Source organism: Spiroplasma endosymbiont of Asaphidion curtum (assembly GCF_964031085.1).
Classification (GTDB): domain Bacteria; phylum Bacillota_I; class Bacilli_A; order Mycoplasmatales; family Nriv7; genus Nriv7.
In genome coordinates, this window is sequence record NZ_OZ035001.1 from 821299 (window position 1) to 834124 (window position 12826).

General features: G+C 24.8%; 25 protein-coding genes, 2 tRNA genes and 1 pseudogene. 10 read left to right on the forward strand and 18 right to left on the reverse strand.

Translation table 4 applies throughout. From position 1 onward, the window contains the following. Positions 1-28 precede the first annotated feature (28 nt). Positions 29-430 carry a transposase family protein gene (locus tag AAHJ00_RS04795; protein ID WP_342223607.1) on the forward strand — a complete coding sequence of 134 codons (402 nt, stop codon included), beginning with the start codon at positions 29-31 and terminating at the stop codon, positions 428-430. On the opposite strand, the gene AAHJ00_RS04800 is transcribed toward AAHJ00_RS04795, so the two are convergent. The 7 genes from AAHJ00_RS04800 to AAHJ00_RS04830 form a co-directional block, all read right to left on the reverse strand. Beyond that, positions 431-577: a hypothetical protein gene (locus AAHJ00_RS04800; protein WP_342223608.1), complete on the reverse strand. Its 147-nt coding sequence runs from the start codon at positions 575-577 to the stop codon at positions 431-433. 37 nt (positions 578-614) lie between these two features. Next, the gene (locus AAHJ00_RS04805; RefSeq protein WP_342223609.1) at positions 615-854 is read right to left on the reverse strand and encodes a hypothetical protein; all 240 of its coding nucleotides are present in this window, start codon (positions 852-854) and stop codon (positions 615-617) included. Between the two features lie 15 nt (positions 855-869). After that, positions 870-1100, reverse strand: a complete 231-nt coding sequence (locus AAHJ00_RS04810) for a hypothetical protein (RefSeq protein ID WP_342223610.1) — start codon at positions 1098-1100, stop codon at positions 870-872. A 164-nt stretch (positions 1101-1264) separates the two neighbouring features. Further along, entirely contained in the window at positions 1265-1477 is a 213-nt protein-coding gene (locus AAHJ00_RS04815) for a hypothetical protein (RefSeq protein WP_215825617.1), read from the reverse strand. 30 nt (positions 1478-1507) lie between these two features. After that, positions 1508-1657, reverse strand: a complete 150-nt coding sequence (locus AAHJ00_RS04820) for a hypothetical protein (protein ID WP_342223611.1) — start codon at positions 1655-1657, stop codon at positions 1508-1510. 389 nt (positions 1658-2046) lie between these two features. Continuing rightward, positions 2047-2379, reverse strand: coding sequence for a hypothetical protein (locus AAHJ00_RS04825; RefSeq protein WP_342223612.1), 333 nt, complete (start codon positions 2377-2379; stop codon positions 2047-2049). Between the two features lie 277 nt (positions 2380-2656). After that, a complete protein-coding gene (locus tag AAHJ00_RS04830) occupies positions 2657-2998 on the reverse strand; it encodes a transposase family protein (RefSeq protein WP_342223613.1) in 342 nt (113 codons plus the stop codon). Positions 2999-3208: 210 nt separating this feature from the next. Here AAHJ00_RS04830 and AAHJ00_RS04835 point away from each other — a divergent pair, with 210 nt between their 5' ends. Further along, positions 3209-3388: a hypothetical protein gene (locus AAHJ00_RS04835; RefSeq protein ID WP_342223614.1), complete on the forward strand. Its 180-nt coding sequence runs from the start codon at positions 3209-3211 to the stop codon at positions 3386-3388. Between the two features lie 24 nt (positions 3389-3412). Here the strand turns inward: AAHJ00_RS04835 and rpmB are convergent, their stop codons facing one another. The 4 genes from rpmB to AAHJ00_RS04855 form a co-directional block, all read right to left on the reverse strand. Then, positions 3413-3601, reverse strand: coding sequence for a 50S ribosomal protein L28 (gene rpmB, locus AAHJ00_RS04840; protein WP_338981403.1), 189 nt, complete (start codon positions 3599-3601; stop codon positions 3413-3415). Positions 3602-3822: 221 nt separating this feature from the next. Continuing rightward, positions 3823-4308: a hypothetical protein gene (locus tag AAHJ00_RS04845; RefSeq protein WP_342223615.1), complete on the reverse strand. Its 486-nt coding sequence runs from the start codon at positions 4306-4308 to the stop codon at positions 3823-3825. Beyond that, positions 4289-4855, reverse strand: coding sequence for a hypothetical protein (locus AAHJ00_RS04850; RefSeq protein ID WP_342223616.1), 567 nt, complete (start codon positions 4853-4855; stop codon positions 4289-4291). The genes AAHJ00_RS04845 and AAHJ00_RS04850 overlap by 20 nt, the downstream gene beginning before the upstream one ends. 395 nt (positions 4856-5250) lie before the next feature. Beyond that, positions 5251-5736, reverse strand: a complete 486-nt coding sequence (locus AAHJ00_RS04855; RefSeq protein WP_342223617.1) for a hypothetical protein — start codon at positions 5734-5736, stop codon at positions 5251-5253. A gap of 119 nt (positions 5737-5855) precedes the next feature. Here AAHJ00_RS04855 and AAHJ00_RS04860 point away from each other — a divergent pair, with 119 nt between their 5' ends. From AAHJ00_RS04860 to AAHJ00_RS04885, 6 genes are all read left to right on the forward strand, one after another. Beyond that, a complete protein-coding gene (locus AAHJ00_RS04860) occupies positions 5856-6266 on the forward strand; it encodes a solute carrier family 23 protein (RefSeq protein ID WP_342223618.1) in 411 nt (136 codons plus the stop codon). 8 nt (positions 6267-6274) lie between these two features. After that, positions 6275-6760, forward strand: coding sequence for a solute carrier family 23 protein (locus tag AAHJ00_RS04865; protein WP_342223619.1), 486 nt, complete (start codon positions 6275-6277; stop codon positions 6758-6760). Then, positions 6754-7074 (forward strand): solute carrier family 23 protein, encoded by a 321-nt coding sequence (locus AAHJ00_RS04870; protein ID WP_342223620.1) that lies wholly within the window; start codon positions 6754-6756, stop codon positions 7072-7074. Before AAHJ00_RS04865 ends, AAHJ00_RS04870 begins: the two co-directional genes overlap by 7 nt. 201 nt (positions 7075-7275) lie before the next feature. After that, positions 7276-7351, forward strand: a tRNA-Asn gene (locus AAHJ00_RS04875). Between the two features lie 11 nt (positions 7352-7362). Continuing rightward, positions 7363-7438: transfer RNA gene (locus tag AAHJ00_RS04880), tRNA-Glu, on the forward strand. Between the two features lie 257 nt (positions 7439-7695). Continuing rightward, complete coding sequence (locus AAHJ00_RS04885; RefSeq protein ID WP_342223621.1) at positions 7696-8019, forward strand: hypothetical protein; 324 nt, start codon at positions 7696-7698, stop codon at positions 8017-8019. Between the two features lie 282 nt (positions 8020-8301). On the opposite strand, the pseudogene AAHJ00_RS04890 reads toward AAHJ00_RS04885, so the two are convergent. From AAHJ00_RS04890 to AAHJ00_RS04910, 6 genes and pseudogenes are all read right to left on the reverse strand, one after another. Next, positions 8302-8610: pseudogene (locus tag AAHJ00_RS04890) on the reverse strand (transposase family protein); the annotation flags it as partial. A 20-nt stretch (positions 8611-8630) separates the two neighbouring features. Then, entirely contained in the window at positions 8631-9110 is a 480-nt protein-coding gene (locus AAHJ00_RS04895; RefSeq protein ID WP_342223622.1) for an IS30 family transposase, read from the reverse strand. Between the two features lie 24 nt (positions 9111-9134). Beyond that, a complete protein-coding gene (locus AAHJ00_RS04900) occupies positions 9135-10085 on the reverse strand; it encodes an IS30 family transposase (RefSeq protein WP_342223557.1) in 951 nt (316 codons plus the stop codon). 25 nt (positions 10086-10110) lie between these two features. Then, positions 10111-10521, reverse strand: coding sequence for a helix-turn-helix domain-containing protein (locus AAHJ00_RS04905; protein WP_342223623.1), 411 nt, complete (start codon positions 10519-10521; stop codon positions 10111-10113). Between the two features lie 79 nt (positions 10522-10600). Then, positions 10601-10714, reverse strand: a complete 114-nt coding sequence (locus AAHJ00_RS07950; protein ID WP_425288890.1) for a hypothetical protein — start codon at positions 10712-10714, stop codon at positions 10601-10603. After that, positions 10699-11151: a transposase family protein gene (locus AAHJ00_RS04910; RefSeq protein WP_342223624.1), complete on the reverse strand. Its 453-nt coding sequence runs from the start codon at positions 11149-11151 to the stop codon at positions 10699-10701. The genes AAHJ00_RS07950 and AAHJ00_RS04910 overlap by 16 nt, the downstream gene beginning before the upstream one ends. 369 nt (positions 11152-11520) lie before the next feature. Between AAHJ00_RS04910 and AAHJ00_RS04915 the strand changes: the two genes are divergently transcribed. Beyond that, positions 11521-11715 carry a hypothetical protein gene (locus AAHJ00_RS04915; protein ID WP_342223625.1) on the forward strand — a complete coding sequence of 65 codons (195 nt, stop codon included), beginning with the start codon at positions 11521-11523 and terminating at the stop codon, positions 11713-11715. Between the two features lie 181 nt (positions 11716-11896). On the opposite strand, the gene AAHJ00_RS04920 is transcribed toward AAHJ00_RS04915, so the two are convergent. Next, on the reverse strand, positions 11897-12172 hold the full coding sequence (locus tag AAHJ00_RS04920; protein ID WP_342223626.1) for a helix-turn-helix domain-containing protein: 276 nt from the start codon (positions 12170-12172) through the stop codon (positions 11897-11899). A 223-nt stretch (positions 12173-12395) separates the two neighbouring features. On the opposite strand from AAHJ00_RS04920, the gene AAHJ00_RS04925 reads away from it, so the two are divergent. Next, positions 12396-12581, forward strand: coding sequence for a hypothetical protein (locus AAHJ00_RS04925; protein WP_342223627.1), 186 nt, complete (start codon positions 12396-12398; stop codon positions 12579-12581). The last annotated feature ends 245 nt before the right edge of the window (positions 12582-12826 follow it).

A 12826-nucleotide genomic window follows, 5' to 3' on the forward strand; every position in this document is an offset into this window, starting at 1 on the left:
AAATAGAAATTATAAGGAATTTAAGATTATGAAATTTGATAAATTTAATTTTATTAATGATAAAGAATTATTACGATTAACTGGAATAAAGCAAAGTACTTTTAATAAAATGTTAAATATTTTAAAAGAAGCTGAGTTAAAAAAGTTTAAAAGAGGTGGTAAAAATAATAAATTATCATTAGAAAATAGATTATTGATGACTTTATCATATTGACGAGAATATCGTACTTATTTTCATCTTGGTAAAAGTTTTGATATTAGTGAAGCTAGTTGTTATCGAAATATCAAGTGAATTGAAGATATTTTAATCAAACATCCTGATTTTCAACAACTTGCTGGTAAAAAAGCATTAATAAATGATTATTTTAATGATAAAACAATTATTAGACTTCTTGCATTACTTATTAAAATAATTACAAATAATTTGTAATTATTTTAATAAGTAATGCAAGAAGTCTATTCTTCAACTTTGAGGATTATAATAATGCAAAATCGCACCATAGAATCACGCAATAATAAATAAAGTGCGATTTAAAGCGACAAAATCATATAATGTTAAATTTATTTTTTTAAACAATAGCGTCACTTAAATCACACTTTCTTTATTTTTATTACTATCTGCCGGGCATTAATTTTTCAAACATTTTGAAAGCAATTAAAAATAAACCAATAATTACACCAAGCAAGAAAACTCAATATGTAGCAAAAAAATTAACAACATTAGGCATATTACCACCAATAATATCGGTTCAAATGTGACCAAACGCTCCAATTAACGCTTTTCATAAGTTAATAACCGCTTGCTCGCCAGTAACAGCTACTGCCGGTGCTTCTGCTAAGAAAGTTCGAATCATATAATCACCCCCTTTCTAAACAAAATATGATTTAACTTTATAAAATAAAATAACCATAAATAAGACAATAATTACTAATACCATTCAAAACGCAATATTTGCTATTAAAAGTCAAAGTAGTTCTTTGGTTAAATCAATTTCTTTACCAGAAACTCACGCCGGAATAACTTTAATTTGAATAAATAAATCCCAAAAATACAATTTTGTCATTTCTCAATCTAAATCTTTTCAAGCAACTAAAAACATAATAATTACCGCTTAAAAGGTCAAAAGAGTAGAAAAATAATGGCTGAAAACAACATTACAATTATTAAAATTGAAAACAAAAATACAACTTGGGGCGGTAAATCGGCAGTTGGATAAATTAATTCAATTAATTCAATAATTATTTTTTTAAACATTTTCTAAACCTACTTTTTAATTTCTTTTTCATCTTGTTCTAATAAATTTCGCTTAAACTTTGCAATAAATATTCGTTGTGAATAAGTAAAATCTTTTGGTAGCTGTTTTGCTTCACTACCATATTTCTTTTTATCTTTAAAAAACCGATAAATATTAACAGCAATATAATATGCTAGTAATAATGTTAAAATCGTAAAAAACACTAATCCAAATATACTCATCTTTCTTTTCTCCTTAATTTTCTAATTAATTTATTTTTTTAAACAATTATGTTCAACAAAATCAAAACAAAGTCAATTATCACCAACTAAATCAGTTCTAACAGAATCAACTGCAGATTTAGACGCTCAAATTTTTTGTTCTAATCCGGTTTTTTTATTAATAGAATAGACTTGGTACATAACCTTTAATTTTATCTACTATTTTGATAATTATTTTTTAGATGAAATACAAATGTTAGATAAATACAAAGATAAAAATGAATTTTATAGTTTAGTCGGCATAAAATGTTATAGTTATGTACCAAGTCTAATATATAAACTCTTGACAATAATCTTTGCCAGGCTCATCCACACTAACTCACATTTTCATTTCTAAAACTCCAAAATTAATTTTTTTACTACATTAAATCAAAAAATGCAATAACTTAGTTAAATAACTCAAACTAACATTGATAATTAACGGGCGGAGCATACGCTTTCCGCACCGTTTAAACACCTTAAAAACCAACCTAAATTTTTTTAAACTATATTTTTCTTTACCTCTATTCTTAAAATGCCTTAAAACACCTTTAAAATGAATTTTTAAAATAATTAAAACTTACATCCTTTTTAGCAATCTCTTTCTCTGCAACAAAAAAACCTAACAACTCATGACCTAAAATCAAACTAGATTCTTGACCTTTCTTATTATTAACTAAAACCAACTGATACTCACCATCTTTAATTATTCCGATACAAATAGAATTCTCATATTTTCCTTTATAAACAAATCGTTTTGAAAACCAAATACCAGTAGATTCATACAATCAGGGAATTGCTGGTGCTTTAATAAGTACTGCATTTTGCGTTTCTTTCAAAAGATATTTTTCAGTATTTAAAAAAATATTTTCAATATTTCTCATATACATACCACCCTTACAATATTTAGTTATATTAACTTAGTTATATTTAACTTAGTCTTTTAACTTAGTTCAATATATTTCTCTTTAAACTCTTTCTTTAAACTAAATTAACATAACTTGTTAGTAAACTTCGTTTACTAAAAAACTTAGTTTATCAACAACAAGGCACAAAAAAATACAAGGCATAACTAAAAATAATAAATATTAATTTAACCTTATATTTCTTGTAATAAATAAATGAGCTCGTATTTATTTATTAGACTTCTTGCATTACTTATTAAAATAATCATTTATTAATGCTTTTTTTACCAGCAAGTTGTTGAAAATCAGGATGTTTGATTAAAATATCTTCAATTCACTTGATATTTCGATAACAACTAGCTTCACTAATATCAAAACTTTTACCAAGATGAAAATAAGTACGATATTCTCGTCAATATGATAAAGTCATCAATAATCTATTTTCTAATGATAATTTATTATTTTTACCACCTCTTTTAAACTTTTTTAACTCAGCTTCTTTTAAAATATTTAACATTTTATTAAAAGTACTTTGCTTTATTCCAGTTAATCGTAATAATTCTTTATCATTAATAAAATTAAATTTATCAAATTTCATAATCTTAAATTCCTTATAATTTCTATTTTAAATATATTTTATAGGAATTTTGTTTAATAAATAAGTAATGCAAGAAGTCTATTAATTAACAGCAAGTTTGTAGAAACCAAAATCTTGTCATATGTATATGGTTTCTACATTTATTAATAGCACCACATTTTTTTAAAAACTGAATATCTTGAATATCGTTATTTTGATTTTTTACCGTTAATGCATACTAAATTAAATTTAAAAGGTTTTAAATATCCTTTAACTGAAAATTATGAATTAAAACCATATGACAATTATTTTATTAGTAATGAATTAGAAGCACTTAAAGGGAAAATCAATATTAAACAAGGTTGTGGTATTTTAACAATTAGTAAAAAAATGAAAAAAATGACTAAATAATATTAGTCATTTTTTTATGTAGTATTAAATTCCTTTGCGCTTTAATGTTCTTAAAGCACGAGTTGACATTTTAACTTTTTTTACTTGGCCATCAATTTCAACTTTTACAGTTTGTAAATTAACATTTCATTTTCTTCTTGATGCATTCATGGCATGAGAACGCTTATTACCAGACAGAACACTTTTACCAGTTACTTCACATTTCCTTGACATTTTAGTTCTCCTTTATAAAATCAATATCACAACAATAATAATATCATACTTATTGAGCTTTTCAACAGCTAAAATATTATTTTAAAAACATTAGACTTGGTACATAACTATAACATTTTGCACCTACCAAACTATAAAATTCACTTTCATCTTTATATTTATCTAACATTTGTGCTTCATCTAGAAAATAATATTATCAAAATAGTAGATAAAATTAAAGGTTATGTACCAAGTCTAATATACAATTCATCCAAATTATTTTCGTTTGCCGTTTTACCAATGGAAACGACATGAAGATTAAATTTTCCGTGTAAACTTTCATCTTGAAAAATTATAGTCTTAGCATCGCCCATAGTATATTCAACACTGTTATCTTGAATATTAGTAGCAATGCGAGCATCTAATTCTAAATTAAAGTCACTAACTTCATAAGCAATCGTTTTTTTAACTTCTAAAGGGTCAATAAAGCCAATTTTAACAACATTGGGAGAAAAGTAAAAGTATAAATTAGGTTTATTTGTGTTTTTAATCAGGTTGTTTAAAGGGTAAATATATAATTCGCGTTTTCTTGTTTCGTTATAAATTGTATGCAAGTCAGGATCTGATTGTTCGGTATAATTTGCAAAGTCGAGCGGAGTATTATCAATTGCATAATCACGATATTTAGTTTCATTTTCTTGACTTGGTTTAGTCTTTCAATCCGCCATTTTCTTGTCCTTTCATATCAATATTATTAATTTCTTTACCAATTGTGGTCGTTACATTCAAATTGACTTTGATTGTCATTTTTTCAAGTTCTTTTGAAATAAAACTGTTGCCATTCAAGTCGTGGTCAAATTTAAGTAGTAAGTAAATAAAGTTTGCATGGGCTTCTTCTCGTAATAATATTTTTTGCTCGAGCATATTGTTAGTTTGAATATTAACGGCCGAACTTTCTTGGCGAGTTTGTTGAGCCCCTTTATGAATTGCAGGTACATGCATCCCAATCCGTTTATTAATCTCGGTCACATTTCAATCATATAAATAAGTTAATTCTTTTCCTCTAAATTGACCGTTAATAGTAGAAAAGGGTATTGGATTTTGTGCTTGATCATAATTCATGACTAAAACATGATTTTTAATAAAATCATCAATAATCTTATTTACATTTTTTTGAACATTACCAACAAGTGAATTTGTATTAATAAGAAATCTTGTGGCGTTTAAAATAGCATCTAGAATGCTTTGTTCATAAAAAATATCTAAAGCTTTCAATTTATCTTCAACACCAGCGATGTCAGCACGCTCACTTGGTAAATTAGAAAAAATTGCAATTGGTATATAGGGGCGTATAACAAAGAGGTAGGGAAATAAAGTTGGTTTAATTTTATTAATTAAAATACCTACCTCCTTTTAAAAATTATTGTTAAGAGGAAGGAGTATTCTTACTGGTCTAAAATGGTTACCTTACACACATAATATAAACCAATCTCCAATATTTATACGAAGTGCATATTTTTTTTACAAAAGAACAAAAAAGACGATAATTATCGTCTTTTTCTTATTTCCCTACCTCTTTGTTATATGCCCGGTATATAGTTAATTTCTAATACTTGGTTAATAAATTAATTTTTCATTATTGCGTTGTTTTTCAAATTCATTAACTTTTATTATTGTTTGTTCCAATTTGGAAGTGCCATTATTGTCAACAGTTTTTTGGTGCTTAGTTCATAAATTTCACGTATAATTTTTACTTTGCTGTTTTCTAATTGGTAAGTTTCGTACATGCGTAAATTAAGATTATTTTTCTTATAGTCGTCGTAAAAAATTGTACATTGAATTAAATTTCCCAACACATCATATTCTCGCTCTGCTACTCGTATGGGTTGAAAGTTCATAATTCCTTGATTTAAAAAAATTAGAAATGCCGAAACACCAATATCGCTAGCTCGTTTCTCATTAATCCAGTTTTTACTTTGAAAATCATTTTTATAAAGTCATGCTATTATTTTTGGTGATAAATCTTGTTGACTAATATTAATTTCCAATTTCTTAGGAGTTAATGCATTAGCCATAGTGTCGGCCACATACGATTTATAATAATCTTCATGACCAAAAGGGGCAAAACCATACATTCGCAAAATTGATTTTTCCATTTCGCGTTTTTTAACTAATACATAAGACTTGGTACATAACTATAACTAGCTTAATTCAAAATTATATATTCCTGAAATTAAGTTAAATCGTAATCCAAGTCTATAGAAAGGAATCAGATATGGCTCAAAATTTACTTTTAACAACATCACAAAAACCACAAAATTATTATCAATGGTTTTTATTTTCTTGTCAGCATGTTTTTGCAATGTTTGGTGCTAATATTTTAGCGCCATTAGTTATTAATAATATTTCTGGTCAAATGATAATTACTACTTCAATGGCATTATTTGCTTCAGGGTTAGGAACATTAATTTATATATTAGTTACTAAGGCAAAAGTTCCAATATATTTAGGTTCTTCTTTTACATATATGACAACTATGGGAACATTATTAAAAATAACGGATAGTGCTAACAATGGTTCTGTTTTTTTAGCATTATTTTTTGTTGGTTTAGGATATATGTTAGTTGCTTTAATTATATATTTTGTGGGTAATAAGTGAATTAATAAAATCTTACCACCAGAGTAATTGGACCAATGATTATTATAATTGGTTTATTGGTTGCAGGAATTGTCATTAATAATTCAGGCTTAAATCCTACAAATTGAGCAAGTGTGAAAGAGGTTTATCCTTACTGAATAGCAATTTTAATTGTGGGAATTACTTTATTAGCAATTATTAGTTTTAATATTTTGTGTAAAGATATTTTTAAGGTAATTCCGATTTTATTGGGAATGATTGTTGGATATTTAGTTGCATTAATATTTCATTTTAGTAGTAGTTATCAAATTATTAACATATCTTTACTTACAAATGTTAATAATTGAAGTTGACACCCTTGAAATAAAAGTGTTTTTAAAGGAATTTGAAACATTGATAATAAAATATTAGTTACTGCTATTTTTAGTTTATTACCATTAATATTTATTACTATCGCTGAGCATATTGGTGATCATGTAAATATTGGTCAAATTACAGGAAATAATTATTTAAAAAATCCAGGATACACCGGACATTGTTAGGTGATGGTTTAGCTACTTCGGTGTCAGCAATAATAGCAATTGGGGTTTCGTTTTTAGCTCCAGTTACGCAAGTAATAAGTATGGTTCCTAAACCTGTTATGGGAGGAGTGGGAATTATTCTTTTTGGATTAATTGCTACTAATGGCATTAAAGTATTATTTGATCATCAAGTAAATTTAAATGATATGAGAAATGTATTCATTATTGGCATTATGCTAATTTTAGCGATTGGTCAAGCTGTTTTGAACATTGAAGGTAGTTTATATGCCATTATCTTCAATTGTTGGTATTATTTTAAATTTATTATTGCATAGTAATTTGTGAATTAAGTTTAAAATCTTATTAAATAAGGAATAATCGCATTTAAATTTATTCTTGTGTTGTATCTTAAAGTTAGAATTATTGCAACTAAAAAATCTTGCAATTTAATAATACAAAATTATTAAACTAGGGCATTTTTAGTTGCAAAAAAAATTAAAAGTAGATATAATTTAAAATGATTGAATTAAACAATTGCCTAGTTAGCTCAGTTGGTAGAGCAACCGGCTGTTAACCGGTAGGTCGTAGGTTCAAACCCTACACTAGGCGCCATTTCATTTTAGGGCCCGTTGGTGAAGCGGTTAACACACACGCCTTTCACGCGTGCATTCACGGGTTCAAATCCCGTACGGGTCACCATTAAGTGATATAAATAGTCTAACTTTACAATAAAGTTGGATTTTTTTATTTTTATAATAATTTATTGGTATTGTTATTTTTAATGATTTTATTTTGTAATAAGTTAAGAAATTTAGTTTAAAATTATTAAAATCTTTATCTAATAAAAAAACAAAATTTATTAACAAAGCTTGTTAAACACTTAAATCTGCGATATATAAGTGTTTAAAAAACTAAGTTAATATAACTTAGTTTATCTATAAGAAAGGTAATTTATTATGAAAAACATTGAAAACATTTTCTTAAATACTAAGAAATATCTTTTAAAAGAAACACAAAATACAATGCTTATTAAAGCACCAAAAATTCCATGATTTAATGAACAAATCGGCATTTGGTTTCCAAAGCGATTTGTTTATAAAGGAAAGTATGAAAATTCGATTTGCATCGGAATAATAAAAGATAGTAAATATCAAATAATTTCAATTAATCAAAAAAAAGAAACCAAATTAATTAAGGGACAAGAATTATTAGGCTTCTTCATTGCCAAAAAAGAAAACAACAAAAAAGATATAAATTATAACTATTTTAAAGGAGTTTAAAGATGAATATTGCGATTGGATTAATATTTATTATTATCAGCATCATGCTATTGGCATATTTTGCTTATAAAATTTATGCCAAAATAAAAATTAGAATTAAATAGACTTCTTGCATTACTTATTAAAATAATTACAAATTATTTGTAAATAAAAAATACTATATAGTAATTTCTAACTTTTATTAGGTTAATACTTATGGATTTTATTAAATGTGTAAATTTTGACACAACAAAAAATTATTTTATTATTTAAATTTAATTTTAAATAAATATTTTATGTTATCTATAATTGCAAATTATAAATTGAAGCAATTAAATTAAATCTTAAACTAAATCGTTTTCTACGATTACGATATTTTTCAGTAATAATTTTAAATTTTTTAAGAATAGCAAAAATATTTTCAATAATAATTCTCATTTTTGAAATTAATTTATTATTATGTTTTTGTTCTTTATTTAAAGGGTTTTTCTTTGTTTTTTTCTTAGGTATTAGAACATTACTATGAATTTTTTGTATTCCTTGATAACCATCATCAACTATTAATTTAGTATTTTTTAAAATTGGGATTTTTGATTCTTTAAATAAACGCCAAATTGTAAAGTTAAGTGCAACTAAATTATTTTTCTAACCAAATATTCGATTGGTGAAAGATAATTTAGTATTTTTCTTGGTCTTTGGTTTAAAGACAATATAAATTTATGAACTGCATTTTTAGTAGTATTTGAAAAATTAAATTTTTTAGGAAATTTTTCTCTAATTAAACCATTAGTATTTTCATTAGTACCTCTTTGTCAAGGCGAATACGCATTAGCAAAATAAATTTTCACATTTAAATTTTTTTCAAGTTGTTGTCAATTAGAAAATTCTTTACCCCTATCAAATGTTATAGTCTTAACAAGATTATTTGGAAGAATTGATAAATAATGGCTAATGTTTTCGTTAACAACTTTAGTAGTTCTATTTTCAACTAACATTGCTAAAGTAAATCTTGATGTTCTTTCAACTAAAGTTATTAAACATGATTTACTTTTACCTCGTGATGATACTACAGTATCACCTTCTCAATGACCAACAGTTATAAGATTATTCATGCCAAATTGTAAAGTTAAGTGCAACTAAATTATTTTTCTAACCAAATATTCGATTGGTGAAAGATAATTTAGTATTTTTCTTGGTCTTTGGTTTAAAGACAATATAAATTTATGAACTGCATTTTTAGTAGTATTTGAAAAATTAAATTTTTTAGGAAATTTTTCTCTAATTAAACCATTAGTATTTTCATTAGTACCTCTTTGTCAAGGCGAATACGCATTAGCAAAATAAATTTTCACATTTAAATTTTTTTCAAGTTGTTGTCAATTAGAAAATTCTTTACCCCTATCAAATGTTATAGTCTTAACAAGATTATTTGGAAGAATTGATAAATAATGGCTAATGTTTTTGTTAACAACTTTAGTAGTTCTATTTTCAACTAACATTGCTAAAGTAAATCTTGATGTTCTTTCAACTAAAGTTATTAAACATGATTTACTTTTACCTCGTGATGATACTACAGTATCACCTTCTCAATGACCAACAGTTATACGATTATTAACATTAATATTTCGTTCTTTAATTGATTTACCATTAAATTTACCGCGATTTTCTTGAGATTTTCGTTTCTTACCTTTTCTTCTTAAATTTTTATTAGTAACTTTTTCAAGTAATCCAGAATAAATTCAATTGTAAATTGTTTTAAAACTAATAATTCATTCTTTATGAAAATTTTTAATTCTGCCATAAATTTGTTCAGGCGATCAACCTAATAGTAATTTTTGTTGTACATATTTTACTAATTCTCTATTTTTAAACTTATGAAAATAAACATGTGATTGTTTTCTGTTTTCTGCTTTATTTTGTGCAATTAATGAAAAATAATGATTACTATCTTTATTTCTATTGACTTCTCGAATAATAGTACTAATACTTCGATTAAGATTTTTAGCTATTTCACTAATTTTTACTTTAAACTTCAATTGATTCTCAATATAAATTCTTTCATATATGCCAAGATGTTTGTAACCCATATAAAAACTCCTTGCTTTGTTTTTTCTAAAATAAACTTAGCATCATGAAATTTTTATTAGTAACTTTTTCAAGTAATCCAGAATAAATTCAATTGTAAATTGTTTTAAAACTAATAATTCATTCTTTATGAAAATTTTTAATTCTGCCATAAATTTGTTCAGGCGATCAACCTAATAGTAATTTTTGTTGTACATATTTTACTAATTCTCTATTTTTAAACTTATGAAAATAAACATGTGATTGTTTTCTGTTTTCTGCTTTATTTTGTGCAATTAATGAAAAATAATGATTACTATCTTTATTTCTATTGACTTCTCGAATAATAGTACTAATACTTCGATTAAGATTTTTAGCTATTTCACTAATTTTTACTTTAAACTTCAATTGATTCTCAATATAAATTCTTTCATATATGCCAAGATGTTTGTAACCCATATAAAAACTCCTTGCTTTGTTTTTTCTAAAATAAACTTAGCATCATGAAATTTTTATATGAGATTTTTTGCAATTTTATTTACTTGCACTTACAAGTATAATTCAGCAAACAAAAATCATGCTTTTTACCGAGAGAAAAATTTGTTGCAATAATTATTTTGCTTTCTTTTTCAATAATTACTTGTGTTTTAATAGTGTGTTTTTTCTTTTTTCCTGAATAAGATTGTTTTTGTCTTTTTTTGGGCGTTGAATGGGTGTTTCTGTAGCATCAATAATAATTGTTTTATCATTAAAATAATCATTTATTAATGCTTTTTTACCAGCAAGTTGTTGAAAATCAGGATGTTTGATTAAAATATCTTCAATTCACTTGATATTTCGATAACAACTAGCTTCACTAATATCAAAACTTTTACCAAGATGAAAATAAGTACGATATTCTCGTCAATATGATAAAGTCATCAATAATCTATTTTCTAATGATAATTTATTATTTTTACCACCTCTTTTAAACTTTTTTAACTCAGCTTCTTTTAAAATATTTAACATTTTATTAAAAGTACTTTGCTTTATTTCAGTTAATCGTAATAATTCTTTATCATTAATAAAATTAAATTTATCAAATTTCATAATCTTAAATTCCTTATAATTTCTATTTTAAATATATTTTATAGGAATTTTGTTTAATAAATAAGTAATGCAAGAAGTCTAATATAAAAATGCCATTAAAAATAATACTGGTAATTTCACGAAAAACGAAAAAGTATTTATTGCTCGCTTTGAGGAATGAGTTAAAGTTCCTAATTCAAAAGAAAATAACGCGGATAAAAAATAATGTTTTGAAAAATTATCATGGAATTCTTAGAACTGTTTATTCCGATAGAAAAAATGCCTGCACAAGTTGCGTTTATTGCCGGATTAATTATTATCATTACTTTTCTTTTCGCATTAATTTCAATTATGTATTTACCAATAAAAATGATTTTTGGGAGATAAAAAATGACGGTAAATTTAAAAGAATTTAATTGAGAACAAATTAAACAAACTTTCTGAGATTTATTTATTCAAATTACAACTGTTTTATGATTACGATATTTTAATTTGGTGTATTTAGATACTAATTGATTTTTAATCATAATTTGTCGGATTTTTTTCGAGATAAGATATTATCTTATCTCATTAAAACAACTTTAATTTTACGAGCACCATAAATTTTTACGACTTTTATTAAATGCACTGATAACTTCTTCTTCATAATTATTAACATCATACTTAACACAATTATTAGTTTGATAATAATATGCTGATTTTGCTATTTTTAATATTTGACACATTTTTAGCACGGAATATTTTTCTTTATTATTGTTAATAATTCCTATTTTTTGCCGATTATCAGTGCTGCTTGCTTTAAAATGTCATTTTCCATTCGTAATTGTTGGTTTTCTTTTCGCAAGTAAATTAATTCATTTTCTTCGACAGTGCGATTATCTTTCACTTTAAATGACCCAGAATTATTAAAATTTTCAATTCACTGATATACGGCTGATTTTGATATCCCGTATTCATTAATAATTTCAACAATGCTTTTTCCGTTTTGATAAAGCATGACAATTTGTTTTTTAAATTCATTTGAATATGAGTTTTTCCCCATTTTTATCTTCCTACTTTCTTAATAATTTTATCTACTATTTTGATAAAATTATTTTCTAGATGAAGCACAAATATTAGATAAATATAAAGATGAAAATGAATTTTATAGTTTGATAGGTGCAAAATGTTATAGTTATTGTACCAAGTCTATTGAATTAATTTGTAAATCTCGGGAAGATAATTTTGATAGTAAGCGTTGCATTATTAAGTTATTAGAAGAAATAATGGCTAAAGATAATTATAATAATTGTAACTTAAAAGGGATTTTAGGTAGTTTAAGTAATAAAATTGAAGCAAATAATTGTTTAATTGATAAAATAGGTGATGATAGTGAATGTTTGAAGGAGTTAAATGATAAAATGGGACACGATTTAAATAGAAAATTAGAAAGACATAGTGGTCGCGTTTAGTTTTCTTAGGTATTTTTTAAAAAAGAAAAAATAATCATTTATTAGACTTGGTACATAACCTTTAATTTTATCTACTATTTTGATAATATTATTTTCTAGATGAAGCACAAATGTTAGATAAATATAAAGATGAAAGTGAATTTTATAGTTTGGTAGGTGCAAAATGTTATAGTTATGTACCAAGTCTATTAATGAAAATATTAATTCAGAAATAGAAATCAGAAAAGAAATATATAAATGTTCAG